Origin of the sequence: Isoptericola sp. NPDC019571, from assembly GCF_044389385.1 — a bacterium.
Classification (GTDB): Bacteria; Actinomycetota; Actinomycetes; order Actinomycetales; family Cellulomonadaceae; genus Isoptericola; species Isoptericola nanjingensis.
The window spans coordinates 504,763-529,746 of record NZ_JBIRXZ010000001.1; the positions used below are offsets into that span (position 1 = coordinate 504,763).

23 protein-coding genes are annotated in these 24,984 nt (G+C 75.0%); 16 read left to right on the forward strand and 7 right to left on the reverse strand.

The features are described from left to right. Positions 1-79 precede the first annotated feature (79 nt). The 6 genes from ACH443_RS02295 (at position 80) to ACH443_RS02320 (ending at position 6,543) form a co-directional block, all read left to right on the forward strand. Complete coding sequence (locus ACH443_RS02295) at positions 80-1,009, forward strand: sugar phosphate isomerase/epimerase family protein (protein WP_430589360.1); 930 nt, start codon at positions 80-82, stop codon at positions 1,007-1,009. Positions 1,010-1,074: 65 nt separating this feature from the next. After that, on the forward strand, positions 1,075-2,817 hold the full coding sequence (locus ACH443_RS02300; protein ID WP_429765111.1) for a dihydroxyacetone kinase family protein: 1,743 nt from the start codon (positions 1,075-1,077) through the stop codon (positions 2,815-2,817). After that, complete coding sequence (locus ACH443_RS02305) at positions 2,814-3,344, forward strand: ribose-5-phosphate isomerase (protein WP_429765110.1); 531 nt, start codon at positions 2,814-2,816, stop codon at positions 3,342-3,344. Before ACH443_RS02300 ends, ACH443_RS02305 begins: the two co-directional genes overlap by 4 nt. After that, complete coding sequence (locus tag ACH443_RS02310) at positions 3,341-4,096, forward strand: triose-phosphate isomerase family protein (protein ID WP_429765108.1); 756 nt, start codon at positions 3,341-3,343, stop codon at positions 4,094-4,096. The genes ACH443_RS02305 and ACH443_RS02310 overlap by 4 nt, the downstream gene beginning before the upstream one ends. 35 nt (positions 4,097-4,131) lie before the next feature. After that, on the forward strand, positions 4,132-5,091 hold the full coding sequence (locus ACH443_RS02315; protein WP_429765107.1) for a 3-hydroxyacyl-CoA dehydrogenase family protein: 960 nt from the start codon (positions 4,132-4,134) through the stop codon (positions 5,089-5,091). A gap of 105 nt (positions 5,092-5,196) precedes the next feature. After that, complete coding sequence (locus ACH443_RS02320) at positions 5,197-6,543, forward strand: MFS transporter (RefSeq protein ID WP_429765105.1); 1,347 nt, start codon at positions 5,197-5,199, stop codon at positions 6,541-6,543. A gap of 33 nt (positions 6,544-6,576) precedes the next feature. Here the strand turns inward: ACH443_RS02320 and ACH443_RS02325 are convergent, their stop codons facing one another. Continuing rightward, positions 6,577-7,284 (reverse strand): GntR family transcriptional regulator, encoded by a 708-nt coding sequence (locus ACH443_RS02325; RefSeq protein WP_430557239.1) that lies wholly within the window; start codon positions 7,282-7,284, stop codon positions 6,577-6,579. 187 nt (positions 7,285-7,471) lie between these two features. Here ACH443_RS02325 and ACH443_RS02330 point away from each other — a divergent pair, with 187 nt between their 5' ends. Next, positions 7,472-8,485, forward strand: a complete 1,014-nt coding sequence (locus ACH443_RS02330) for a LacI family DNA-binding transcriptional regulator (protein ID WP_429765103.1) — start codon at positions 7,472-7,474, stop codon at positions 8,483-8,485. Between the two features lie 6 nt (positions 8,486-8,491). Here the strand turns inward: ACH443_RS02330 and ACH443_RS02335 are convergent, their stop codons facing one another. Continuing rightward, positions 8,492-9,736 (reverse strand): glycosyltransferase, encoded by a 1,245-nt coding sequence (locus tag ACH443_RS02335; protein ID WP_430557240.1) that lies wholly within the window; start codon positions 9,734-9,736, stop codon positions 8,492-8,494. Positions 9,737-9,888: 152 nt separating this feature from the next. Between ACH443_RS02335 and ACH443_RS02340 the strand changes: the two genes are divergently transcribed. Next, entirely contained in the window at positions 9,889-10,458 is a 570-nt protein-coding gene (locus ACH443_RS02340; RefSeq protein WP_430557241.1) for a DUF1697 domain-containing protein, read from the forward strand. 6 nt (positions 10,459-10,464) lie between these two features. On the opposite strand, the gene ACH443_RS02345 is transcribed toward ACH443_RS02340, so the two are convergent. Both ACH443_RS02345 and ACH443_RS02350 read right to left on the reverse strand, forming a co-directional pair. Next, positions 10,465-10,839: a VOC family protein gene (locus ACH443_RS02345; RefSeq protein ID WP_430557242.1), complete on the reverse strand. Its 375-nt coding sequence runs from the start codon at positions 10,837-10,839 to the stop codon at positions 10,465-10,467. A gap of 42 nt (positions 10,840-10,881) precedes the next feature. Continuing rightward, complete coding sequence (locus ACH443_RS02350) at positions 10,882-11,547, reverse strand: uridine kinase (protein ID WP_430557243.1); 666 nt, start codon at positions 11,545-11,547, stop codon at positions 10,882-10,884. Positions 11,548-11,638: 91 nt separating this feature from the next. Here ACH443_RS02350 and ACH443_RS02355 point away from each other — a divergent pair, with 91 nt between their 5' ends. The 3 genes from ACH443_RS02355 (at position 11,639) to ACH443_RS02365 (ending at position 14,427) form a co-directional block, all read left to right on the forward strand. Beyond that, positions 11,639-12,823, forward strand: a complete 1,185-nt coding sequence (locus ACH443_RS02355) for a sensor histidine kinase (protein ID WP_430557244.1) — start codon at positions 11,639-11,641, stop codon at positions 12,821-12,823. Next, positions 12,820-13,485: a response regulator gene (locus ACH443_RS02360; RefSeq protein ID WP_430589361.1), complete on the forward strand. Its 666-nt coding sequence runs from the start codon at positions 12,820-12,822 to the stop codon at positions 13,483-13,485. The genes ACH443_RS02355 and ACH443_RS02360 overlap by 4 nt, the downstream gene beginning before the upstream one ends. Positions 13,486-13,671: 186 nt before the next feature. Next, complete coding sequence (locus tag ACH443_RS02365) at positions 13,672-14,427, forward strand: CPBP family intramembrane glutamic endopeptidase (protein WP_430589362.1); 756 nt, start codon at positions 13,672-13,674, stop codon at positions 14,425-14,427. A gap of 24 nt (positions 14,428-14,451) precedes the next feature. On the opposite strand, the gene ACH443_RS02370 is transcribed toward ACH443_RS02365, so the two are convergent. Genes ACH443_RS02370 through ACH443_RS02380 form a run of 3 tightly spaced genes read right to left on the reverse strand, consistent with a single transcriptional unit; the run spans position 14,452 to position 17,545 of the window. After that, positions 14,452-15,177 (reverse strand): lactate utilization protein C, encoded by a 726-nt coding sequence (locus ACH443_RS02370; RefSeq protein WP_430589363.1) that lies wholly within the window; start codon positions 15,175-15,177, stop codon positions 14,452-14,454. Next, on the reverse strand, positions 15,174-16,727 hold the full coding sequence (locus tag ACH443_RS02375) for a LutB/LldF family L-lactate oxidation iron-sulfur protein (protein ID WP_430557247.1): 1,554 nt from the start codon (positions 16,725-16,727) through the stop codon (positions 15,174-15,176). The genes ACH443_RS02370 and ACH443_RS02375 overlap by 4 nt, the downstream gene beginning before the upstream one ends. Beyond that, entirely contained in the window at positions 16,724-17,545 is an 822-nt protein-coding gene (locus ACH443_RS02380; protein ID WP_429765088.1) for a (Fe-S)-binding protein, read from the reverse strand. The genes ACH443_RS02375 and ACH443_RS02380 overlap by 4 nt, the downstream gene beginning before the upstream one ends. Positions 17,546-17,742: 197 nt before the next feature. Between ACH443_RS02380 and ACH443_RS02385 the strand changes: the two genes are divergently transcribed. The 5 genes from ACH443_RS02385 to ACH443_RS02405 all read left to right on the forward strand — a co-directional run bounded on the left by ACH443_RS02385 (position 17,743) and on the right by ACH443_RS02405 (position 24,953). Further along, complete coding sequence (locus ACH443_RS02385; protein WP_430589364.1) at positions 17,743-18,447, forward strand: FadR/GntR family transcriptional regulator; 705 nt, start codon at positions 17,743-17,745, stop codon at positions 18,445-18,447. Positions 18,448-18,575: 128 nt separating this feature from the next. Further along, entirely contained in the window at positions 18,576-19,277 is a 702-nt protein-coding gene (locus tag ACH443_RS02390; protein WP_430589365.1) for a SprT-like domain-containing protein, read from the forward strand. A 227-nt stretch (positions 19,278-19,504) separates the two neighbouring features. After that, positions 19,505-21,823, forward strand: coding sequence for a GDSL-type esterase/lipase family protein (locus ACH443_RS02395; RefSeq protein ID WP_430589366.1), 2,319 nt, complete (start codon positions 19,505-19,507; stop codon positions 21,821-21,823). Next, complete coding sequence (locus tag ACH443_RS02400; RefSeq protein ID WP_430589367.1) at positions 21,820-23,847, forward strand: rhamnogalacturonan lyase; 2,028 nt, start codon at positions 21,820-21,822, stop codon at positions 23,845-23,847. The genes ACH443_RS02395 and ACH443_RS02400 overlap by 4 nt, the downstream gene beginning before the upstream one ends. A gap of 59 nt (positions 23,848-23,906) precedes the next feature. Continuing rightward, positions 23,907-24,953, forward strand: coding sequence for a beta-ketoacyl-ACP synthase III (locus ACH443_RS02405; RefSeq protein WP_429765081.1), 1,047 nt, complete (start codon positions 23,907-23,909; stop codon positions 24,951-24,953). The last annotated feature ends 31 nt before the right edge of the window (positions 24,954-24,984 follow it).

Below are 24,984 nucleotides of genomic sequence, written 5' to 3' on the forward strand. Positions count from 1 at the left end.
GAAGACCGAGCCGGTTGACACTCCGAAGCCCTCCGTGTTTCCTATAGGAAACACGATTCCACGATCGACGGAGATCTCCTTGCGCACTGCGGACACCTGGCCCATCGCCGCCAACATGCTGTCCTTCGGCTCCACCGCGGCCGACGGCACCCCCAACGTCGACGCCCCCGCCGAGTCCTGGCGCGGGCAGCTCCAGCAGGTCGCCGACCTGGGGTTCGCGGACGTCGACCCCACCGACGCGTGGCTGTCGATCGGGGAGATGACCGACGCCCGGTTCGCCGAGCTGCTCGTCGTGCTCAAGGAGGTCGGCCTCGCCGTCCCGTCCGTGTCGACGACACGCCGCAGCGTCGTCGACGCCACCCGCGGGGAGGACTACCTGCGCTTCGGGCACACGATCATCGACCGCGCACCGGCGCTCGGCGCCGAGGTCGTGAACTTCGGCTTCATGCAGGCGCTCACTCCGGCGCAGGAGAAGGCGCTCTGGTTCTGGCTGGCCGAGGGGCACCACGACGACCTCGCCGACGCCGAGAACCGGGACCTGGCCGTGCGGCGCATCCGCGAGCTCGCCGACCACGCGGCCGAGGTGGGGGTGCAGGTCAGCCTCGAGATGTACGAGGACACCTACATCGGCACGCCGGACCTGGCCGTGCGCTTCCTCGAGGACGTCGACCGCGACAACGTGGGCCTCAACCCCGACCTCGGCAACCTCGTGCGGCTGCACCGCGAGATCGAGGACATCCCGACGATGTTCGCGAAGGTGCTGCCGCACACGAACTTCTGGCACATCAAGAACTACACGCGCGACGTGGACCTGGCGACGGGCGCGTACGCGACCCACCCGACCCCGCTGGTGCAGGGCGTCGTCAACTACCGCGTGATGATCCGGCAGGCGCTCGAGCTCGGCTTCGAGGGCGTGTTCGTCTGCGAGCACTACGGGTCGGACAGCCTCGGCGTCGCGGCGCTCAACCGCGAGTACATCCGCGGCGTCCTGCGCTCCGCGGGGCGCTGAGCAGGTCCCTCCGGCGCCACGCGCCGCCCCACCCCCGTCACCGCACGAGCAAAGGTGCTGCCCCCATGACGTACGTCCACAACCGTCCCGAGGACTTCGCCCGCGAGGCGCTCAGCGGCCTCGTCAAGGCCCACCCCGGCGTCCTGCGCCGCGTGCCCGGCGGCGTCGCGCGCGCCGAGGGCACGCGCCCCGGCAAGGTCGCCGTCGTCGTCGGCGGCGGCTCCGGCCACTACCCGGCGTTCGCCGGGCTCGTGGGGGAGGGCGTGGCCGACGCGGCGGTGTGCGGCGAGGTCTTCGCCTCCCCGTCCACGCGCCAGGTGCTCGACGTGTGCCGGGCCGCGGACGCCGGGGCGGGCATCTGGCTGTCCTTCGGCAACTACGCCGGGGACGTCCTCAACTTCGGCGCCGCGGCGAGCCGGCTGCGGGCGCAGGGCGTCGACGTGGCCGTGCGCCTCGTCACCGACGACGTCGCCTCCGCCCCCGCCGACCGCGCCGAGGAGCGGCGAGGGGTCGCGGGCGACCTCGTGGTCTTCAAGGTCGCGGGCGCGGCGGCGGAGTCCGGCGCGGACCTGGCCGAGGTCGACCGGCTCGCGGGCCTGGCCAACGAGCGCACCCGCTCCTTCGGCGTCGCCTTCGACGGCTGCACGCTGCCCGGTGCCGACGCGCCGCTGTTCAGCCTCCCGGAAGGGACGGCCGGCTGGGGCCTCGGGATCCACGGTGAGCCCGGCATCGGCGAGGAGGCGGTGCCGCCCGCCGCGGACCTGGCCGCCGAGCTCGTCGACCGCGTGCTCGCGGACCGGCCCGACGACGCCGACGGCCGCGCCGCCGTCGTCCTCAACGGCCTCGGCACCGTCAAGTACGAGGAGCTCTTCGTGCTCTGGGACCGGGTGCACGACCTGCTGACGGAGCGCGGCGTGACGCTGGTGGCCCCGCTCGTCGGGGAGTACGTCACGAGCCTCGACATGGCGGGCTGCTCGCTCACCGTGGCGTGGCTCGACGACGAGCTCGAGCCGCTGTGGCTCGCGCCCGCCACGACGCCCGCGTTCCGGCACGGGGGCTGGCGCGCGGCGCCGGTCGCGGCCGCGCCCGACGTCGTCACCGAGCCGGAGCCGCCGCTCGTCGTCGCGGCGTCGGCCGAGGGCACCGAGGCGGCCCGCCTCGTGGTGCGCGCGCTGCACCGCGCGCAGCAGGTGCTGCACGACGCGGAGGACGAGCTCGGCGCGCTCGACGCGATCGCCGGCGACGGCGACCACGGGCGCGGCATGTGCCGTGGCGTCGACGCCGCGGTCGAGGCCGCCGACGAGGCGCTCGCCGCCGGTGCGGACGCCCCGTCCGTCCTGCGGCGCGCCGCGGACCGCTGGGCCGACCGCGCGGGCGGGACGTCGGGGGCCCTGTGGGGCGTCGGCCTGCTCGCCCTCGCCGACCGGCTGCCCGCCGACGAGGCGCTGACGGGCGTCCACGTCGCCGACGGCGTGCGCGCCGCGCGCGACGAGGTCTGCGCGGTGGGCGGGGCACGGGCGGGCGACAAGACGCTCGTCGACGCCCTCGACCCCGCCGTCGAGGCCCTGGCCGCGGCGCACGGGAACGGTGCGGCGGCACCCGACGCCTGGCGGGCCGCCGTCCGCGCCGCCCGGGACGGCGCGGACCGCACCAAGGACATCACGGCACGCCGCGGTCGCTCGCGCGTGCTGGGGGACAAGAGCCTCGGGGTCGCCGACCCGGGGGCGACGTCGCTCGCGCTCCTCCTCGCGGAGGTCGGGGACGCGCTCGGCGTCAGCACGGACGACGTGGAGGTGGCGGCACGATGACCACGACCCAGGGAACGACACACGAGACGACCGCGCTGCGGCTCGCGATCGGTTCGGACGACGCCGGGTTCGACTACAAGGAGCTGCTCAAGGCCGACCTCGAGGCCGACGACCGGGTGGCGTCGGTGACCGACGTCGGCGTCGGGGGCGACGAGCACACCCCGTACCCCTACGTGGGCGCGGCGGCCGCGCGCCTCGTCGCCGAGGGGAAGGCCGACCGTGCGCTCCTCGTGTGCGGCACCGGGCTCGGCGTCGCGATCGCCGCCAACAAGGTGCCGGGCGTCCGCGCCGTCACCGCCCACGACTCGTTCTCGGTCGAGCGGGCGGTGCTGTCCAACGACGCCCAGGTGCTGTGCTTCGGCCAGCGCGTCGTGGGCATCGAGCTCGCCCGCCGCCTGCTGCGCGAGTGGCTGGGCTACCGGTTCGATCCCACCTCGGCGTCGGCCCCCAAGGTCGCGGCGATCGGCGAGGTCGAGGCCGACGCGGGCACGGGGGCGGTCGCCGAGCCCGCCGGGTCCTGCGGATGACGCGCCGCCCGCTCGTCGCCGTCTCGCTCAAGGCGTACCTCGGGGCCGCGGACACCGAGCGCTGGCTCGCCGCGGTCCGCGACGCCGCCCCTGCGGGCGACGTGGACCTCGCCGTGCTGCCCGCCTTCCCCCTGCTACCCGCGGCCGCGCGGCTGCTCGGGGGGACCGGCGTCGCCTGGGGCGCGCAGGACGTGGCCCCGGCCGCGCACGGCGCCCAGACCGGCGAGGTCACGGCGGCCCTGCTCGCCGAGCTCGGCTGCACGCTCGCCGTCGTCGGCCATGCCGAGCGACGCGCGACGTTCCACGAGGACGACGACGTCGTCCGGGCCAAGGTCGCGCGCCTCGCCGAGGCGGACGTCACCCCGCTCCTGTGCGTGGGGGAGTGCGAGCAGGTCTCCCCAGCCGAGGCGGCCGACGTCGCGACGGCGCAGCTCGAGAGTGCGCTGCGGGGCCCCGCCCCGCGCGAGGTGGTCGTGGGGTACGAGCCCGTCTGGGCGATCGGCGCCCCGCGGCCGGCACCCGCCGAGCACGTCGTGACGGTCGCGCACGCGCTGCGCGAGCGGCTCGACGCGCTGGGCGTCGACGGCCGCGTGCTCTACGGCGGGGCCGCCGGCCCGGGCACGCTCACCGCCCTCGCGGGCGCCGTCGACGGCGTGTTCCTCGGGCGCTTCGCCCACGACGTCGCCGCCCTGCGCGACGTGCTCGACGAGGCCGCGGCCGCGCGACCTGCGGATTCGGCCGCCCGGCCGTGACCGCCACAGACTGGACCACGAGAGAGGAAGCAACGATGGTCACCAGCATCAGCAGCGTCGCCGTGATCGGTGCCGGCTACATGGGAGGCGGCATCGCGCAGTCGCTCGCGCTCGCGGGCCTGCCCGTCACGATCGCCGACGTCTCCGCCGACGCCACCGAGGCCGCCTTCGCGCGCCTGCTCGCGGAGGCGCAGGAGTTCGAGGACGCCGGTCTGTACGACGCCGGCGCGACGGCGACGATCCGTGCGAACCTGCGCACCGCCCCGTCGATCGAGGACGCGGTCGCGGACGTCGACTTCGTCGAGGAGGTCGTGTTCGAGTCGGTCGAGGTCAAGCACGACGTGCTGGGCCGCATCTCGGCCGCGGCGCGCGAGGACGCGATCATCGGCTCGAACACCTCGACCATCCCGGCACGCGTGCTCGCGACGGCGGTGAAGAACCCGGAGCGGTTCCTCACCGTGCACTTCTCCAACCCCGCCCCGTTCATCCCCGGCGTCGAGCTCGTGCTGGGGGAGCGCACCGACGAGGCCGTCGTCCCCGTCGTCAAGGAGCTGCTCGCGAGGGCCGACCGGGAGGCGGCGATCGTCGCCGACGTGCCCGGCTTCGTCCTCAACCGCCTGCAGTACGTGCTGCTCAAGGAGGCGATGTCGATCGCCGAGGAGGGCATCGCGTCCCCCGAGGACATCGACACGATCGTCCGCACGACCTTCGGCTTCCGCCTGGGCTTCTTCGGCCCGTTCGCCATCGCCGACCAGGCCGGCCTCGACGTGTACGCCGGCGGCTTCCGGACGTTCGAGGAGGCGTTCGGCGAGCGGCTCAGCACGCCCGCGCTCGTCCAGGACGCCGTCGCCGCCGACCGGCGCGGCGTGAAGAACGGCAAGGGCCTGCTCAAGGACTACACGCCCGAGCAGGTCAAGGCGCTCGTCGCGCACCGCAACAAGGCGTACAGCGAGATGGGCCGGCTCGTCCGGTCGCTCGGGCCCTCGCCGGCCTGACCGCTCCACCTCCCGCGGCGCGACCCCCGACCGGGTCGCGCCGCGCCCCCGTGCACGGCTCGTCGTCGCGCCGTGCCCCCGCACGAGACACAGGAGTCCTCGAACGTGACACAGGTCAACGAGCCCGCCCTCGTCCGGAAGGTCACGCTGCGGCTGCTGCCGCTGCTGGTGGCCCTCTACACGGTGGCCTACATCGACCGCTCCGCCGTCGGCTTCGCGCAGCTCAGCATGGGCGCGGACGTCGGCATCGGTGACGCGGCGTTCGGCCTCGGCGCCGGGCTGTTCTTCATCGCGTACTTCCTGTTCGAGGTGCCGAGCAACGTGCTGATGCAGAAGTACGGGCCGCGGATGTGGTTCGTGCGCATCCTCGTCACCTGGGGCATCATCACGGCCGCGATGGCCCTCACGCAGGGACCGATCAGCTTCTACGTGCTGCGCTTCCTCCTCGGCGTCGCGGAGGCCGGGTTCTACCCCGGCGTGATCTTCTACCTCACCACCTGGTTCCCGCACCGGCACCGCACCAAGGCGACGGGCACCTTCGTGATCTCGGCGCCGCTCGCCTTCATCATCATGTCGCCGCTGGCGGGCTGGCTGCTCGGGGTGTCGGGCCTCGGCATGTCCGGCTGGCAGTGGCTGTTCCTCGTCGTGGGCGCGGCCGCGGTGCTCATGGCGATCCCGACGTGGAAGCTCCTCCCCGAGTCGCCGAACCGGGTGAAGTGGCTGTCGAAGGACGAGTCCGACTGGATCGCCCGCGAGCTGGAGAAGGACAAGGCGGAGCGCAAGCAGGAGGACGGCAAGAACCCGCTGCGCACGCTGATCGACAAGCGGGTGCTGGTCTTCGCGCTGCTGTTCTTCCCCTCGACGGTCGGCGTGTACGGGCTGTCGTTCTGGCTCCCGCAGGTGGTGAACCAGTTCTCCACCTCCACCCTGCAGACCGGGATCCTCACCGACGTCCCGTACCTGTTCGCGCTCGTGGGCGTGCTGGTGACGTCCCGCTGGGCGGCCCGGCACTTCCGGGACAACTGGGTGCCGCTCGCCTGCCTGTTCGTCGGGTCCGCGATCGGCATGGGGGTGAGCGCCGCCGTCGCGTCGCCGGTGCTCCAGCTCGCCGCCCTGTCCCTCGCGGCGTTCTGCGTGTACTCCATCGCGGGCGTCTTCTGGTCCCTGCCGAGCGGCGTGCTCGCCGGTGCCACGGCCGCGGTGGCGATCGCGGCGATCAACTCGTTCGGCAACCTCGGCGGCTTCATCGGGCCGTACGTCGTGGGCCTCTTCACCCAGGCGACCGGGAGCACCGAGGCGGGCATGTACTTCCTCATGGTGGTGCTGCTGCTCGGCGCGGCCGGGACGTTCGTCGCGCGGCGTGCCGTCGTGCGGATGCAGCGGGCGGACGACGCCGTCGAGCCCGGTGCCGACGTGCCGGGCACCGAGGGCCGGGGCGCCGCGCGGGTCTGACCCCTGCCGCTGGGAGCCGGCACCCCCGCAGCGCTACGCGCTCGGCGGGGGTGCCGGCTCCTCGCGTTCCGACAGGGACCGCGTCCGGACCCCCTCGATGTGCCGGCGCATGAGCTCCTGCGCCCGCTCGGGCACCCCCGACCGCATGGCGTCGAGGATCGCCCGGTGCTCCTCGACCGCCACGGCCTTGTCGGTGACCCCCTTGCCCGAGAACTGCCGGAAGCGCTGCGCGAGCCCGCCGAGGGCGGCGAAGGCGGCCTGCAGGTAGGAGTTGTCCGCCGCCTGGGCGACCAGGGCGTGGAAGCGCTCGTCGGCCTCCCAGTAGTCGCGGAACTCCTGGTAGGTGGGGCCGTTGGGCGAGCTCTCGAGCTCCGCGACGGCCTCCTCGAGCCCGGCAAGGAACTCCTCGTCGCCGCGCTCGCACGCGAAGTACGCGTTCGCCGGCTCGACGGCGAGCCGGGCGTCCATGAGGTCCGTCAGCTCCTTGGTGGTCGGCGCCGGGGTGACGAAGTAGCCGCGCAGGGCGACCCGCCGCACCATGCCGGTGGCCTCGAGCCGGGCGAGCGCCTCGCGCACGGGGGTCGGCGAGACGTCGAGGTCGCGGGCGATGCCGTCGATGTTGAGGCTGCTGCCCGCCGCCAGGGTGCCGTCCATGAGCCACGAGAGCAGCTCGTCGAACACGTGGTCGGCGAGCGCCCGCCGCGGGACGGGGCGCGCGGTCGAGCTGCTGGTCCTGGGCACGGGCCGATTCTATCGGTGCGGGCCTCGGCGGCCCTCGCGGCGCCGCACCCCGGGCGACCGCCTCGGTCGGGTCCCGGGGCGTCGACGGAAGACGTTTTCCGTGCGCCGATAGGCTGTGCACCGGCGAGCACGTCCGGAGTGCCCGCGTCGGGCGGGTACCGGCCGCCCCGGAGATGGAGGTGTGCTCGTGGCCCGAGCGAGGCTGCAGGACGTCGCCGACCGTGCAGGGGTCTCCCTCGCCACGGCGTCGCGGGTGCTCAACGGCTCGGCGCGGCAGCCCGGGGCCGAGCTGGTCGCGCGGGTCAAGGCCGCGGCCGCCGACCTGGGCTACGTCGTGAACGCGCAGGCGCAGGCCCTGGCGCGCGCCCGGTCGGGGCTGCTCGGGCTGGTCGTGCAGGACATCTCCGACCCCTACTTCTCCTCGATCGCCGCCGGCGCGCAGGCCGCGGCCCGGGCCAGCGGTCGGCTCGTGCTGCTCGCGTCGACCGGCCGCGACCCCGTGGCCGAGCGGGAGGCCGTGGCCGCGTTCGCCGCCCAGCGCGTGGACGCCGTCGTCGTCGCCGGGACCCGGTGGACCCCCGACGACGACGCCGCGCTCGCGGCCGAGCTCGACGCCTTCGTCGCCGCGGGCGGCCGGTCCGTCATCGTCGGCCAGCCGGTGGGCGACGGCTCCGTGGTGCGCCCGCCCAACGCGACCGGCGCCCGCGCCCTCGCGGAGGCGCTGCTGGCGCAGGGGCAGCGGCGGTTCGTCGTCCTCGGCGGGCCGGCGCGCGTCGTGACGTCGCGCGAGCGGACCGACGCGTTCACCGCCGCCGCCCGTGCGGGTGGCGGCGACGTCGCGGAGGTGCTGGTCACCGAGTTCTCCCGCGACGGCGGGTACGCGGCCGGCGACGACGTCGCCGAGCTGGTGCGCGAGCGCGCGGCCGAGAAGCCGCTGACGGTCTTCGCCGTCACCGACGTCATGGCGATCGGGCTCATCGCGCGCCTCCGCGAGCTCGGGGTCGAGGTGCCGCGCGACGTGCGCGTCGCCGGGTTCGACGACGTCCCGACCCTGCGCGACCACGCGCCGGCGCTGTCCACCGTGCGTATCCCGCTGGAGGAGATGGGCAGCCTCGCCGTCCGCGCCGCCGTCGGCGACGCCGCGCCCGGCGCCGTCACCGAGGTCGACTTCGAGGTGCAGCTCCGCGACTCGACGCGCTGACCGCCGTCAGGCGCGCGCGAGCGTCAGCCCCAGCCCGCGGTGGGCGCGCTCGATCGTCGCCGCGTAGGCGGACAGCATGCGCACGTGGCTGAACCGCGGCCGCGCCGCGACGAGCGCGCCGGTGAGGGCGTCCCGACGCGCCGCCGCCTCGCGCCACGCCGCGGCGATCTCCGCCGGGTCGAAGCCGGTGACGAGGCCGATGCCGTCCACGATCCGCGCGCTGTCGCCCACCGGCGTGGTGACCGGCACCGCCCCGCACATGGCGCCCTCGATGAGGCACAGCGGCGCGGCCTCGCCGAACGCGGAAGTCAGCGCGACGACGTCGGAGGCCGCGAGCACCTGCTCCATGTCGTGGCGCACGCCGAGCAGGTGGACGCGGCCCCGCAGGTCGGGCCGGTCGGCGAAGGCGTCGTCCAGGTCGGCCGCGAGGTCCGGGTTGGCGGCGCTCATGCCGGACCCGCACATCACGACGTGCGCGTCGGCGTCGCCCGCCAGCAGCTCGCGGGCCGCGGCGACGAACAGCCGGGGGTTCTTCATCGCGTCGTAGCGCGCGGCGTACGCGACGACCGTCCCGTCCGCGGGGAGCCGGTGCGCCCCGCGGAACGCGAGGCGTCGCGCGGTGCGGGCCGGGCGGAACCGGGTGAGGTCGACCCCGTTGGGGATCACGCGCAGCAGGTGCGCGGGCACGCCGGCGGCCTCGTAGGCGGCTCGCGTGGACTCGGCGCAGCAGACGACGGCGGCGAGCCGGCCGTCGTCCGCCGCGCGCAGCAGGTGCCCCAGGCCCGACCCCTGGTGCTCCGGGTCGGAGCGGTGCAGGCAGGCGACCACCGGCCGGTCGGGCAGCACGTCGGGCCGGGAGAGCAGGCGCAGCGGCTGCTCCTTGAGCGAGAGCACCACGTCGGTGCGCCGCAGCTCGCGGGTCAGCACCTCGGCCTCGGCGTCCGTGAGGGCCTCCGGGTCGTGGGGCAGCTCCGAGGACCGGCCGAGCGACGTCACGCGGACCCCCGCGGCCTTGAGCTGCCGGTACCGGCGGTCGTCGACCATCCGCTGCAGTGCGGCGTCCCGCCGCACCTCGTCGTGCACGCTCAGCGCCGCGTGCCGCTGGCGGCCCTGGGCGTGCAGGCCGGCCACGACCGACGAGTGCAGCACGCGCGCGCCGCCGCTGAAGAAGCCTTCGTAGAGAGAGAGCACGCGGACCGCTCCGTGCTCGTCGCGCCGTTCGATCGTGCGCTGGACGTCCTGCTCGGCCATGGGGACCACCTCCTGCCCCCAGCGTGAGCGGCGATGGTGTAAGGCGGATGACCGGCGTGTGACATTCTCATGACGCGTCGTGGCCCGGGGATGGGCAGGTCTTGGGCATCGCGGCCCGCCGTCACGTCGGGGGCGCGTGCCATCGTGTCCCCATGGCCACGTCCCCGCGCCCCCCGACGTCCGTGGCGCTGCTGCGGGGGATCAACGTGGGCGGCCACCACCGGGTCGCCATGACCGACCTCGTGGCGTGCTTCCGCGACGGCGGCCACGGGGAGGTCCGCACCGTGCTGCAGAGCGGCAACGTGCTGCTGGCCGCCGATCCGGCGAGCGGTCCCGAGCTCGAGGACGCGATCGAGCGGATGCTCGCCGCCCGCCTCGGCTTCGCCGTCCCGACGCTCGTCCGCTCCCGCGACGAGCTCGCGGCCACCGTCGCGGCCGCGCCGCCCGACCACTCCTCCGGCGCGCTGCGCAGCGAGGTCTTCTTCCTCAAGCACCCGCTCACCGCCCGGGAGGTGCTGGCGCAGATGCCCGAGCTGCGCGAGGGCGTCGACGCCGTCGCGCCCGGGCCGGGCGTCGTCTACTTCTCCCGGGTCGCCGCCGAGGCACGGCGCACCCGGATCACCCGGCTCATGGGCATGCCCGCGTTCCGGCAGATGACCGTGCGGACCTGGCGGACGACGACGCGCCTCCTCGCGCTGCTCGACGAGCCGCTGCCCGCGTAGCGGGTCTCAGTCGATGCAGAACTCGTTGCCCTCGACGTCCTGCATCGTGATGCAGGACTCCTCCTCGCCGTCGGCGTACTGCGTGTAGAGGTAGACCGCGCCCAGCGGCTCGAGGCGGGCCTGCTCGGCCCGCAGCGCGGCCAGGCGCTCGTCGCCGACCAGCCCGGTGCCGACGCGGACGTCGAGGTGCACCCGGTTCTTGACGACCTTGCCCTCGGGCACGCGCTGGAAGTACAGCCGCGGGCCCTCGCCGGTGGGGTCCTGCGCGACGCAGTCGACGCCGTCGGGCATGACGTAGCCGAGCACCGTGCACCAGAACCGGGCGACCCGCTCCGGTTCCGCGCAGTCGAAGGTCACCTGGAACTTCCGCACCGTTGCCATGCGCCCACCGTAGGCGCCGAGGTGGCCGGCACCGAAAGGACATCAGGGGGCGAGCAGCGCGCGGATGTCCCGCTCCGCCTGCGCGGGCGTGACGAGGCGGCAGCCGAGGTCCGTCCACCGCCGCACCAGCGCGGGCTCGGCGCGCAGCAGCCCCCATCCCCGGCGCACCAGCGTGGGCAGCGGCTTGCGCGACTCGGCGACGTCGCGCAGGAAGCGGAACCAGAAGTTCATGACGCGCGGCTGGCTGAGGCAGATCGCGTCGGCGAGGATGCCGTCGGCCCGGCACGCGGACACGAGCTCGGCGGCGAAGATCCCCTCGGCGACGACGACGGGCGCGTCGCCCGCCTCGAGCACCGTGCCGCCCGTGCGGCGCGAGGTGGGGATGTCGTACACGGGCACGTCCGCGCGGCCGGCGCGCACCACGGCGCGCAGCGCGTCGAGGGCGGCGGCGGAGTCCCAGCTGCGGGGGTCGTCCCAGTCGACGATGCCGTACCGCATGGGCATCCCCGGGAAGTCGGCGTCGTGGTAGAAGTCGTCGAGGTTCATCACCGGTAGGCCGAGCCGCCGGGTGAGCGCGGTCTTCCCCGACCCCGAGGGCCCCGTGAGCAGCACGATCCGCCGCGCGGGGCGCCGGGCGCCGGGGGGCACCTCGAAGAGGGCGTCGGACTCGTTCGCCGGGTCGTCGGTCGGCGGCGCGCTGTCGGTCACGGGCACCCATTCTCGGCGGCGGCGGTCGTGCTTGTCGAAACCGGGACCCGACCGGCGGGCGCGCCGCCCCGCCCGCGGGTACGTTGCGGACGTGCAGGACCGCGCGCCCCGGCCGGCCGCCGGCGTCGCGCTCGACGCGTCGGTCGCCGTCGTCGTGCTCGCCCTCCCGGTCTCGCTGTGGGCCACGGGGGCGATGCCGTTCGTCCCGTGGGGCGCCGCCGCCACCGTGATCTCCTGCGCGGCGCTCTTCTGGCGCCGCAGCCACCCGACCGTCGTCCTCGCCGTCACCGCGGTGCTCGGCGTCGCGGAGACCGCGGCCGCCGCACCGGGCGGGGCGCTGCTGCTGCCGCTGGCGATCGCCGTCTACACCGTCGTCTCCCTCGGCGAGCGCCGGCTCGGGCTCCTGGCCGCGGCGGGCTCCGCCGTCGTGCTCGACGGCGTGCTCCTGCTGCGGGGCGCGAGCCCGGGCTCGGGCGTGGTCGCGGCCGTGCCGCTCCTGCTGGCGCTCGCGGCCGTGGTCGGGCTCGTCGTCGCGGCCCGGCGGGCGGAGCTGACGACGGCGCGGGACCGGGCCTCGCGCGCCGAGGCGACGCGCGAGGCCGAGGCGAGCCGCGCCGTCGCGGAGGAGCGGCTGCGGATCGCCCGCGAGTTGCACGACGTGCTGGCGCACCAGGTCGCCGTCGTGGGCGTGCAGTCCGGGGTGGCCGAGACCCTGCTGGTCGACGACCCCGACGCCGCGCGGGAGGCGCTCGTGCACGTGCGCACCGCGTCCGCCGATGCGCTGCGGGAGCTTGCGACCCTGCTCGACCTGCTGCGACGCGGCGACGAGGAGGCACCCGAGCGGGCCGCGCCGGCGCCGTCGCTCGCCCGCCTCGACGCGCTGCTCGACGCCGTGCGCGCCACCGGGCTGCGGGTGGACGTGCGGGTCGAGGGCGACGCCCGGCCGCTCGTCCCCGTCGTCGACCTCGCCGCCTACCGCGTGGTGCAGGAGGCGCTCACCAACGCGCACAAGCACGGCGCCGGCAGCGCCCGCCTCACGCTCGCGTGGACGCCGGACGGCCTCGGTGTCGAGGTCGTCAACCCGGTGACCCGCGCCGCGGCGGGCGGCGTCGCGGCGGCCCCGTCGACGGGGCACGGGCTGCTCGGCATGCGCGAGCGCGTCGCGGCGGTGGGCGGGGCTCTCGAGGTCGGCCCCCGCGGCGGCGAGTTCGTCGTGCGGGCGGAGCTGCCTGCCCCCGCCCCGACCCCCACCCGCTCCGAGGAGGGACCGGCATGACCGTCCGCGTGCTCGTCGTCGACGACCAGGAGCTCATCCGCGGCGGCTTCGTCGCCCTGCTGCGGCACGCCGACGGCGTCGAGGTCGTGGGGGAGGCCGGCGACGGCGACCAGGGGGTGCGGCTGACGCGCGAGCTGCGTCCCGACGTCGTCCTCATGGACCTGCGCATGCCGGGTACCGACGGGCTCACCGCCACCGCGCGCATCGCGGACGCCCCGGACCTCGCGGCCGTCCGCGTCGTCGTCCTCACGACGTTCGAGGGCGACGCCGAGGTGCTCGGCGCGCTGCGCGCCGGCGCCAGCGGATTCCTCGGCAAGGGCGTGGCGCCCGCCGACCTCGTCGCCGCCGTGCGGACGGTCGCGGCCGGCGAGGCGCTGCTGTCGCCCGCAGCGACGCGCGCCGTCGTCGCGCACCTGGGCAGCGGCCCGCACGCCGCGCGCGGCATCGACCCCGGGCTCGTCGCGCACCTCACCGAGCGGGAGCGCGAGGTCGTGGCCCTCGTGGGCCAGGGGCTGTCGAACGACGAGATCGCCGAGGAGCTCGTCGTGTCCCCGTTCACGGCGAAGACGCACGTCAGCCGGGCGCTGGCGAAGACCGGCGCCCGCGACCGCGCCCAGCTCGTCGTCATCGCCTACCGGTCGGGGCTGGTCGAGCCGCGCTGAGCCGCGCTGGTGCCCGCCGCTCCGTCGTCGGGCGTACTCCCTGGGGAGTACGCGCAGGTCCACCCGCCAGCACGACGACCGCGGGGGTGCCCGGCGCGCACCCTGGGGTCATCGATGCAGCAGGCATCGGTCGAGGGGCGGGGCCTCACCGAGCAACCCGCACGCCAGGAGCGCACGATGACCACCATGACCAGCAGGAGCGTCACCACCCACGAGGTGCCCACGAGGGGCCAGGCCCCGGACTTCCCCCTCTACGCCGGGGACCCGGTGCGGCTGTCCGGCCGCCGGTGGGCGGTGCTGATGGCGTCCGTCGTCGTGGCCGCCGCGTGCGACCTGCTCGTCGCCGTCCCCGGGCCGGCCTGGCTGGCGCTCGCGCTGCGCGGCACCCTGTTCGCCGGCATCCCGCTGCTGACGCTGCACCTGGTCGCGCCGGGGACGGTCGGCCGGCTCTTCCAGCGGCTGCGGCCGCGGGCCGGGCTGCTCGCCGTCGGCATCGCCGTCGCGAACGTCCTGGCGTCGTTCCTCGTGGGGGCGCTCGTCTCGGTCCTCGTCGGGGCCCAGCCCAACCCGATGGGCGGCGCGATCGCCGCCCAGGGCGGCCTCGACAAGGTGCTCACGTTCCTCGCGATGATCCCGCAGCTGGTCGGCGAGGAGGTCTTCACGGTCCTGCCGCTGCTCGCCGTCCTCACGCTCGGCATGTCGGTGCTGCACCTGTCGCGCCGGTCGAGCCTGGTGCTCGCGGTGGTCGTCTCGACGCTCCTGTTCGCGGCGCTGCACCTGCCCACCTACGGCTGGAACGTGCTGCAGTGCGTGCTGGTCATCGGCACCGCGCGGGTGATCCTCCTGATCCCCTACCTGGTCACCAAGAACCTCACCGCCTCCGCCACCGCGCACGTGCTCAACGACTGGGCGTTGTTCGGCTCGGCCGCGATCCTCGGCTGACCCGTACGGCTCGGGCCGGCGGGGTCAGCCCACCAGGAGGACGTGCAGGGTCCGCGGGCCGTGCACGCCCTCCACGCGGTCCAGCTCGATGTCCGACGTCGCGCTGGGACCGGAGATCCAGGTCAGAGGGCGGTCCGGGTGCTCGCCGAGCAGCCGGACCGCCTCCGGCACGGTCTGCACGACCTGGTCCGCCCGCACGACGCACAGGTGCACGTCGGGCACCAGCGAGATCGCGCGCCGGCCCTGGTCGGGCTCGCCGTCGAGCACGATCGTGCCCGTCTCGGAGATCGCGACCCGCGCCGCGGTGACGACAGCCGCGACGGCGTCGAGCTCCGTCGCGGCGAGCGGGCGCTCGCGCGAGTCCCGCACGACGTCGACGTCCGCCGGCAGCGCCGCCAGCCACGCGTCGTCCAGCCCGTCGGGGACCACCACCCGCACGGACCTGTCAGGGCGGGCGCCGGGAACGTCCCGCGCTGGTCCTGGCAGTTCGGCGACGAGGGCGGCGACGGTGGCGGGCAGGGCGTCGGTGGCGACCTGGTGCACGTGGGCCTTGTAGTCCACCAGCCGGTCGACGAGCTGCTCCAGCACCTCGGGGGAGCCGACGGCGTGCTCCCCGGCGGCACGGTAGGCGCGCGGCACGGGCTCCGGGTGCGGCGCGGTGCCGACCTTGCCCGACGGCGTCGTGCCGGAGCCGGTCTGCCCCAGCGCCGCCCGCACGCGCGCCAGGACCTCGGTGCGTGCCCCGCTCATCGGGCGCCCTCCTCGTTCTCGTGCTCGGCCTGCCACCACTGCCGGAACGTCTGCTGGGGCGGCGCGGGCAGGTCGCGCGCCTTCGTCCACGCCGACGCGGGTGGCGGCGCCACCGAGACGGCGTGATCCCGCCCGCCGAGCCCGCTGCCCAGCGTGGCGGCACGGCCGGCGAGGGCGAACCGGTCGCCGTCGGCCATGACCCAGGACGCCGCCTTCATGGCCGTCTTCCAGGGGTCGACACCGCGCGACGACCGGTCGGCGTCGACCTCGCGGGCGCGCAGGTCGACGAGGATCGACGGGATGTCGATCTTCACGGGGCACACCTCGTAGCAGGCGCCGCACAGCGTCGACGCGTAGGGCAGCGAGGCGTTCGGGTCGTGGTGCCCGGACACGCCGCCCGTCGACGCGGTGAGCTGCGGCGTGAGGATGGCGCCGATCGGCCCGGGGTACACGGAGCCGTAAGCGTGGCCGCCCACCCGCTCGTAGACGGGGCAGACGTTGAGGCACGCGGAGCAGCGGATGCAGTGCAGCGCGGACCGGCCGACCTCGTCGGCGAGCACGTCGGTGCGGCCGTTGTCGAGCAGCACCAGGTGGAACTCCTGCGGCCCGTCGCCCGGCGTCACGCCCGACCACATCGACGTGTACGGGTTCATCCGCTCGCCGGTCGACGAGCGGGGGAGCAGCTGCAGGAACACCTCGAGGTCGTCGAAGGTGGGCACGAGCTTCTCGATGCCCATCACCGTCACGAGCGTCTCGGGCAGCGTGAGGCACATGCGGCCGTTGCCCTCCGACTCGACGACGGCGAGCGTGCCCGTGTCCGCGACGGCGAAGTTGGCGCCGCTCACCGCGACCTTGGCGGACAGGAACTTGCGACGCAGGTGCGCGCGGGCCGCCATGGCGAGCTCGCGCGGCACGTCCGACAGGTCGGGCGGGGCGTCGCCCATGCGGGCGAGGAAGATGTCGCGGATCTCCGACCGGTTGCGGTGGATGGCCGGGACGAGGATGTGCGAGGGCATGTCGTCGGCGAGCTGCACGATGAGCTCGGCCAGGTCGGTCTCGATGGCGGCGATGCCCTCGTCGGCCAGCGCCTCGTTGAGCCCGATCTCCTGCGTGGCCATCGACTTGACCTTGACCACCTCGTCGGCGCCCTTGGCCTTCGCGATGTCGGCGACGATCCGGTTGGCCTCCGCCGCGTCGCGCGCCCAGTGCACGACGCCGCCGCGCGCGACGACGTTCTCCTCGAGCTGCTGCAGCAGGTCGGGCAGCTGCGCCATCACCTGCTGCTTGACGGCGGAGCCGGCGTCGCGCAGCGCCTCCCAGTCGGGCACCTCCCCGACGACGGCGGCCCGCTTGGTGCGGATGACCTGCGTGGCGTGGCCGAGGTTGCGCCGCAGCTGGTCGTTCTTCAGGGTCTGCTTGGCGGCGGCGGGGAAGTCGTCGCCCCAGCGCAGCGGCTCCTGCGGGTGGGGGACCGGGCCGAACGGCTGGTCGGCCCCCGCGTCGTCGGGGCGGCGCAGCGTGCGCGGCAGGCCGAGGAAGGTGCGGCTCATCGGGTGGCCTCCGTCCGCGCCGGGCGCCGGCGTTCCGGGCGCGTGAACGTCGTCTCGGGCAGGGGCGTGGGCTCCTCCCGGGTCGAGGCGAGCACCTCCGCCAGGTGCAGCGCGCGGACGCCGGTGCCCTGGCGGGAGAGCCCGCCGCCGATGTGCATGAGGCACGACATGTCGCCGGCGGTCAGCACCTCGGCGCCGGTGCCCCGCACGTTCGCCGTCTTGTCCTCGAGCATCGCGGCCGACGTGTCCGCGTTCTTCAGCGCGAACGTGCCGCCGAACCCGCAGCACGAGTCGGCCGCCGGGAGCTCCACCAGGTCGATGGCCTCGACGGCGCGCAGCAGCCGCAGGGGCTTGTCGCCCACGTGCAGCATCCGCAGCGAGTGGCAGGTGGGGTGGTAGGTGACGCGGTGCGGGAACCAGGCGCCGACGTCGGTGAGGCCGAGCACGTCGACGAGCAGCTCGGACAGCTCGTACGTCTTGGCGGACACCGCCTCCGCCGTCGCGGCGAGGTCCTCGAGGCCCGCGCGGCGGCAGACCATCGCCTGCTGGTGGCGCACCGACCCCGTGCACGAGCCGGACGGCATGACGACGGCGTCCCACTCGCCGTCCGCCACGGGCGCGAACGTCTCCACGTGGTTGCGGATGACGGGCACCGCCTCGCGGAAGTAGCCGGTGTTGACGTGCATCTGCCCGCAGCACGCCTGGTCGGCGGGGAAGACGACCTCGTGGCCGAGGCGTTCCAGCAGCCGCACGGTCGCGCGCGGCGCCCCGGGGAACAGGGTGTCGGCGAGACAGGTGGCGGCGAGGGCGATGCGCATGCGACTCCTCTGTGCTTCGTGCGGTCGTGCTCGTGCGGTGCCGGCGCCAGGCCGCTGCGGTGCGGCTGTGGTCAGCCACCGTTCGGCTCGGTCCAGCATGACCCGGGCGGGTCGGGGGCGCCACGGCGGCGGCGCCGAGCGGCCACTGTAGCGGATGTGGTCAGACCATTGCTCCGTGCGGTCGTTACGCTGAGCCCGTGCGCACCCACGAACGAGTTCTCGCCCACCTCGAGGAGGGCATCGCCGCCGGCCGGTGGGGCCTCGGCGAGCGGCTGCCCGGCGAGCGGGCGCTCGCGGAGGACCTGGGCGTGTCCCGGCCCTCCGTGCGGGAGGCGATCCGCGTGCTCGACGCGCTCGGCATCGTGCGCCCCGGCGTCGGCTCCGGGCCGACCGCGGGCGCCGTCGTCATCGACCGCCCGGCCGCCGGCCTGGGCGCCGCGGTGCGGCTGCACGTGGCCACCGGCACGCTGCCGGTGCGGGACGTCGTCGCGACCCGAGTGCTGCTCGAGTCCTGGGCCGTGGCCCAGGCGGCGGAGCGGGCGACGGACCTCGCGCCCGGCGCGGCCGCCCACCTCGAGGAGGCGCGCCGGCTCCTGGGCCGGATGGAGGACGACGACGTCCCGCCGGCGGAGTTCCTCGAGCTCGACCAGGCGTTCCACCTGGAGTTCGTGCGCATGGCCGGGAACGTGCTGGTCGAGGCCGTGATGACCGGGCTGCGCGGCGCGATCGGCGGGTACGTCGCCGTCGGGATCGAGCGGCTGCCGTCGTGGCCGCGCACCGCCACGCGGCTGCGTGCCGAGCACCGCGCCGTGCTCGACGCCGTCGCCGCCGGGGATGCCGAGGCCGCCTCTGCCGCGGTGAAGGCGCACATCGAGGGCTTCTCCCGCGAGGCCGGGGTCTGACGCTCGCACGGTGGCACGCGCGACCTGTGGACGACGGGCAGGGGGTGTCCGCGGGGGCCGCTAGCGTCCTGCGGGTGGCCGCGGCTCGGCGGCCGGACGCGACGGGCCCGGACGGGCGGGGGTGACGGATGGAGCGGGAGGACGCCACCCGGCTGGCGCGCGGCCTGATGGCCGAGCACGGGCTGTCCGGCTGGACGTTCCGGTTCGACCGGGCGCGGCGGCGCGCGGGCCTGTGCCGGTACGACCGCCGCGAGATCAGCCTGTCGGGGCCGCTGACGGAGCTGTACGACGAGGCGGACGTGCGCGAGGTGGTGCTGCACGAGATCGCGCACGCGCTGGCCGGCGCGCGGCACGGGCACGACGCCGTCTGGCGCGCGACGGCGCGGTCGATCGGCTCCACGGGCCGGCGTGTGGTGCGCGACGACAGCCCCGAGGTGGAGGGCGACTGGGTCGGCCGGTGCCCGGCCGGGCACCAGGTGACGCGCTTCCGCCGGCCGCAGCGCCCGCAGGCGTGCGCCCGCTGCTCGCCGGTGTTCGACCGGCGCTTCCTGCTCACCTGGACGTACCGCGGCCGGCCGGTGCCCGAGCTCGGCCCGCCCGCGGCGACGGGTGGCGGGGCGCCTCGGACCAGCGGGACCTCGGCGCCCGCGGAGGCGCCGTCGCGGGTGGACCCGGCCGGTGTCCGGCCGGGGGAGCGGCTGCGGGTGGTCGCGCCGGGCCGGTACGACGGCGTCGTCGGCACGCTGCTGAAGCGCGGGCGGACGCGGTTCCACCTGCAGGTCGGCAGGTCGGTGCTCACGGTGCCGTTCGGCCTGGTGGAACGCCCCTGACCGGCGGTCCGCGCGAAGTGGTGCGGACCGGACGCGCCGCCGACGCGGTCGGCACGCCGCCCTGACCTGGGGTTGTGCTTGCCCGGGTCGACGGGCATCATGGTCGCGCACCACCTGCTTGAATCCATTCAACCTCGACGGCCGACGACGGCCGCCGAGGGTGGCTCGACGACGAGACCCCGAGGTGAGCACCAGTGCCAGCACAGAACCGCCCTGCGCGTCCATCGGTGAAAAGCGCTCACCAGACGCCCCGTCGCCCGGCGGCTCGGCCCGCCCGCAGGGCCCTCGCCGCGGGCGCGACGACCGTCGGCCTGGTCCTCGCGGGCCTGTCCGCCACCGTCGGCGCCGCGTCGGGCGCGGCGGCCGCCGACGTCCCCGCTCCCACCGCCGTCCGCGTCGCCCACGCCGTCGACGGCGCGCTGTCGATGCGCTGGAACGCTGTGGAGGGCGCCGCCGGCTACGTGCTGTCCCGCAGCGACGCCGTCGACGGGGAGTACGCCGAGGTCGCGCGCACGGACGAGCGCACGGTCTACGCGACCGACGACGTCGACACCACCGCCGTGCACTACTACCGGGCGCAGGCGATCGGCGCCGACGGCACCCTGTCCGCGCCGTCCGCGGTCGCCGTCGGCACCCTGGTGGGCGACGGGGTCGCGGACCCGGAGATCCCCGAGGGCGGGCTCACCCTCGACTTCGGCAACGGCGCGACGGCGGCGGGAGCGACGCGGATCGTCGCGGGTCCCGCGTACTCGAAGGCGCACCGCGTCGGCTTCGTCGACCCCGCCCAGGTGACCCCGGCCCGGCGCGACGGCGGCGACCCGCTGCGCTCCGACCTGGTCCGCGTGGGCGACACCGAGCTGGTGGTCGACCTCCCCGACGGCGACTACACCGTGGGCGTCGTCGCGGGCGATCCCGAGGCCGCCACCGACATCGCGATCACCGCCGAGCAGATGGCCAAGGTGCCCGCCACCGAGAGGGCCGCGGGGGAGTTCCTCGAGACCGAGTTCGACATCGCGCTGGTCGACGGCCAGCTCAACCTCGACTTCGCGGGCGCGGCGGCGAACCTCGCCGCCCTCACGATCACCCCGCAGGCGCCTCGCGAGGCGGGCGCCGAGCCCACCGTCTACGTCACCGGCGACTCGACCGTCCAGACCTACACCGACTACTGGGCGCCGCAGGCCGGCTGGGGCCAGATGCTGGGGCGGTTCCTGTCCGACGGGGTGACCGTCGACAACCACGCGATCGGCGGCCGGTCGTCCAAGAACTTCATCAGCCAGGGCCGCCTCGACGAGGTGCTGCGCCAGATCCGCCCGGGCGACTACCTCTACGTGCAGTTCGGGCACAACGACAACAGCTACGGCGTCGACGACCGCTACGCGGCGCCGGCGGACTACCGCAACTACCTGCGCACCTTCGTCGAGGGCGCGACGCAGCGCGGCGCGACGCCGATCCTCGTCACCCCCGTGTCGCGACGCAGCTTCGACGCATCCGGGCACGCGAACGTCTCGTTCCCGCAGTACGTCGAGCAGGCGCGGGCGCTCGCCGAGGAGACCGGCACCCCGCTGGTCGACCTGTCCGCCTCCAGCCGCGCCTACCTGGACGAGATCGGGCCCGAGGCCGCCAGGTCGGTGTTCCTGTGGGTGCCCGCGGGCGTCTACCCGGCCCGTCCGGACGGCACCCAGGACGACACCCACTTCCAGGAGTACGGCGCGATCCAGATGGCGCGCCTGGTCGCGCAGGACACCGCCGGCCTCGACGTCCCGCTGGCCGACGAGGTCGTCGAGGCCGAGCCGCCCGCCGAGGTGCCGGCCGCGCCCACGGGGCTCGCCGCCTCCGCGGTGTCGGGCGCGGGCGCCACGCTGACCTGGGACGCGGTCGACGGCGCGGACATCTACCGCGTGCTGCTCAAGGACGCGGACGCCGGCGACGACGCCTACGCCCTGCGGACGACGTCCACCATCGGACGCGTCGACCTCACCGGCCTCGAGTCGGGCGCCTCCTACGACGTGCGCGTCGTCGCGGTGAACGGCCGCGGCGACTCCGCGCCGTCCGAGGCCCTGCGGCTGACCACGAAGGAGCCGCTCTACCGGTTCGACGTGCAGCCCGCGGGCGCCGTGACGATGGACGGCTACCTCCCGCTCGACGGCACGACGCTCTACGCGCAGGGCCTGGGGTACGGCTTCACCTCGGCGACCGGCCCGGGCGGGCGCGACCGCGGCACGGGCTTCGACCCGGTGCCGACGGCGCTGCAGCGCGACTTCCTGCTGCCGTCGGCGAGCACGCCGATCGCCGTCGACGTCGAGGACGGCACCTACTCCGTCGCCGTCGAGTGGGGCGACATGCTCGGCACCGCCGGCCTCGCCGTGACGCTCGAGGGCGAGGACCGCGGCTCGGCCAACGCCGGGCGCGGCACCACCTCGACGCGCGTGCTCGCGCCGGTCGAGGTGACCGACGGCCGGCTCGACGTCGTCGCGTCGGGCTGGCTCAACGGACTGACCATCACGCGCCTCGACGACGAGGCCACGACCACCGGAGGGAACCGATGACGACACCCCTGCACCACCCCACCGCATCACCGCGAAGGAAAGGCCGCCCCCTGGCCGCCGGGGCGCTGGCGCTGGGCCTGGTCCTGCCCGTCGTCTGCGCGGCGTCGGCCGCGCCCGCCACGGCGTCGGACGGCGTCGTGACGTCGTCGAGCACGACGACGCCGAAGCGGCAGGCCGAGCGCCTCGACCGCTCCCCGGTCGCGGTGTCCACCGACGACGGCGTGTACGTCGGCTGGCGCATGCTCGGCGACGACCCCGAGGCGATCGGCTTCCACGTCTACCGCGACGGCAAGCGCCTCACGGACCGTCCGGTCAGGGACTCGACCAACTTCGTCGACCCCGACGGGACGGCGTCGTCGACGTACCGGGTGAGCACCGTCAAGGGCAACGGCAAGGGCAAGGGCAACGAGCGGTGGGCCACGGACGAGTTCAGGGTCTGGGACGGCCAGACCCTCGACGTCCCGCTCGACAAGCCGGCCGACGGCACGACGCCCGACGGCAAGGCGTACTCCTACCGCGCCAATGACGCCTCCGTGGGCGACATCGACGGCGACGGGCAGTACGAGATCGTGCTCAAGTGGGACCCGACCAACTCGCAGGACAACTCCAAGGGCGGGTACACGGGCAACGTGTACCTCGACGCCTACGAGCTGGACGGCACGCAGCTGTGGCGGATCGACCTGGGGCGGAACGTCCGGGCGGGCGCCCACTACACCCAGTTCCAGGTCTTCGACTACGACGGCGACGGCCGCGCCGAGGTCATGGCCAAGACCGCCGACGGCACCGTCGACGGCGCGGGCACGGTGATCGGCGACGCGGACGCGGACCACCGCAACGCGAGCGGCTACGTGCTGGCCGGGCCCGAGTTCCTCTCCGTCTTCGACGGCGAGACCGGCGCCGCGGTCGACACGGTCGACTACACGCCGGCGCGCGGCACGGTCACCGACTGGGGCGACGGTTACGGGAACCGGGTCGACCGGTTCCTCGCCGGCACCGCCTACCTCGACGGCGAGCACCCGAGCGCGATCTTCTCTCGCGGCTACTACACGCGGGCCGTGATCGCGGCCTACGACTTCGACGGCGAACACCTGACGCGACGCTGGGTGTTCGACTCCGACGAGGCGGGCGACCAGTACGAGGGCCAGGGCAACCACAACCTGTCCGTCGCCGACGTGGACGGGGACGCGAGGGACGAGATCGTCTTCGGCTCGATGACGATCGACGACGACGGCTCCGCGCTCTACAACACCGGGCTGGGCCACGGGGACGCGCTGCACGTGGGCGACCTGGACCCGTCCCGGCCGGGTCTCGAGGTCTTCGCGGCCCAGGAGTCGATGAGCGCCTCCGGGAACCGCGGGGCGACGTTCCGCGACGCTGCGACCGGCGAGGTGCTCTGGTCGATCCCTGCCACGCGCGACACCGGGCGCGCCGCCGCCGGCGACATCGACCCGCGGTACGCGGGCGCCGAGGGCTGGGCCGTCGGCGGCGACGCCGCATGGAACTCCCGCGTGGGCGAGCTGCACGCCGCGTCCGGCGAGCTGATCGGGAGCACCATCCCCGCCGCCAACTTCCTCACGTACTGGGACGGCGACCTGCTCGCGGAGATCGGCGACCACGAGTTCGACGACGGCCCCCGCACCGGCGTGCCCACGATCTCGAAGTGGGACTACGAGAACGGCGAGCAGGTCGAGCTCTACCGCGCGACCGGCACGCTGTCGAACAACGACACCAAGGGCAACCCCGCCCTGCAGGCGGACCTGTTCGGCGACTGGCGCGAGGAGATCGTCACCCGCACCGAGGACTCGACGGCGCTGCGGATCGCCACGACCGTCATCCCGACGGAGCACCGGCTGCGCACCCTGATGTCCGACCCGGTCTACCGGCTCGGCGTCGCCTGGCAGAACACCGCCTACAACCAGCCGCCGCACACGTCGTACTTCCTCGGCGAGGGGATGACGACGCCGGCCGCCCCGGCCCTGGCGTACACGACGCCGGCGCGGCCGGGGGAGAAGGTCGGCCGCTGAGCCGCCCGCCCCGCGAGCACGGGTGAGACCAGGGCGGGTGCGGTGGGATGATCGCTCCCATGAGTGAGTCCACCGCACCCGCCCTGACGCTGCCGGCGGGCGCCGCCGGGTCCCGCATCGTCGGCCTCGGGCACCACCAGCCCGAGAGGGTCATGACCAACGACGACGTCGCGAAGCTCGTCGAGACCAACGACGAGTGGATCCGCTCCCGGACCGGCATCGTCACCCGCCACGTCGCGGCCGACCACGTCACCGTCGCGGACATGGCCACGGGGGCCGCCCGGCACGCGCTCGACGACGCCGGCGTCGCGGCCTCCGACGTCGACCTCGTGGTCGTCGCGACCACCACCGCGTTCGACCGGTCGCCCAACACGGCGGGCCGCGTCGCCTACGCGCTGCGCACCGGCGTCCAGCCCGGGGCGAGCACCCCCGAGGGCGAGGAGGTGCCCGACCTGCGCAACGTCGTCGGGCCCGCCGTCATCGACGTCAACACGGCGTGCTCCGGCTTCGCGTACGCCGTGGGCGTCGCCGACCAGGCGATCCGCGCCGGGTCCGCGCGCACCGCCGTCGTGGTCGGCTCGGAGAAGCTCACGGCCGTGACCGACTGGTCCGACCGCAGCAGCTGCATCCTCACCGCCGACGGCGCGGGCGCGGTCGTGCTGCAGGCCACCGACACGCCGGCGGTCGGGCCCGTCGTGTGGGGCTCGGAGCCCGAGCTGACCCCGGCGGTGGTGATCGAGGCGCCGCAGGAGAAGTTCGCGCAGGACGGCCGCGCCGTCTTCAAGTGGGCCATCACCCGCGCCGCCGACCGCGCCCGCCGGATCGTCGAGGCCTCCGGGCTCACGCTGGACGACATCGGCGTCCTCGCCGCGCACCAGGCCAACCTGCGCATCATCGAGCCGCTCGCCAAGTCGCTGGGGCTCGAGGACCGCGTCGTCGTCACCGACATCACCGAGTCCGGCAACACGTCGGCGGCGTCGATCCCGATGGGGCTGTCCAAGTGGTGGCACTCCGGCAGGATCCCGGCGAGCACGCCGGCCCTGCTCTTCGGCTTCGGCGGCGGCTTCACCTGGGCCGGCCAGGTCGTCATCACCCCGTCGAGGTAGTACGGGCTCTGCCGAGGTAGTACCAACCCTG

Coding starts and splice junctions, on each gene's coding strand:
- ACH443_RS02380 (WP_429765088.1), bottom strand. CDS start 17,545: ATGCGCATCGCCCTCGCCGCCACCTGTCTCGCCGACACCCTGTTCCCC.
- ACH443_RS02340 (WP_430557241.1), top strand. CDS start 9,889: ATGGCCACGTCCCCGCGCCCCCCGACGTCCGTGGCGCTGCTGCGGGGG.
- ACH443_RS02305 (WP_429765110.1), top strand. CDS start 2,814: ATGACCACGACCCAGGGAACGACACACGAGACGACCGCGCTGCGGCTC.
- ACH443_RS02335 (WP_430557240.1), bottom strand. CDS start 9,736: ATGGCCGAGCAGGACGTCCAGCGCACGATCGAACGGCGCGACGAGCAC.
- ACH443_RS02310 (WP_429765108.1), top strand. CDS start 3,341: ATGACGCGCCGCCCGCTCGTCGCCGTCTCGCTCAAGGCGTACCTCGGG.
- ACH443_RS02345 (WP_430557242.1), bottom strand. CDS start 10,839: ATGGCAACGGTGCGGAAGTTCCAGGTGACCTTCGACTGCGCGGAACCG.
- ACH443_RS02405 (WP_429765081.1), top strand. CDS start 23,907: ATGAGTGAGTCCACCGCACCCGCCCTGACGCTGCCGGCGGGCGCCGCC.
- ACH443_RS02390 (WP_430589365.1), top strand. CDS start 18,576: ATGGAGCGGGAGGACGCCACCCGGCTGGCGCGCGGCCTGATGGCCGAG.
- ACH443_RS02370 (WP_430589363.1), bottom strand. CDS start 15,177: ATGAGCGGGGCACGCACCGAGGTCCTGGCGCGCGTGCGGGCGGCGCTG.
- ACH443_RS02365 (WP_430589362.1), top strand. CDS start 13,672: ATGACCAGCAGGAGCGTCACCACCCACGAGGTGCCCACGAGGGGCCAG.
- ACH443_RS02360 (WP_430589361.1), top strand. CDS start 12,820: ATGACCGTCCGCGTGCTCGTCGTCGACGACCAGGAGCTCATCCGCGGC.
- ACH443_RS02300 (WP_429765111.1), top strand. CDS start 1,075: ATGACGTACGTCCACAACCGTCCCGAGGACTTCGCCCGCGAGGCGCTC.
- ACH443_RS02400 (WP_430589367.1), top strand. CDS start 21,820: ATGACGACACCCCTGCACCACCCCACCGCATCACCGCGAAGGAAAGGC.
- ACH443_RS02375 (WP_430557247.1), bottom strand. CDS start 16,727: ATGAGCCGCACCTTCCTCGGCCTGCCGCGCACGCTGCGCCGCCCCGAC.
- ACH443_RS02315 (WP_429765107.1), top strand. CDS start 4,132: ATGGTCACCAGCATCAGCAGCGTCGCCGTGATCGGTGCCGGCTACATG.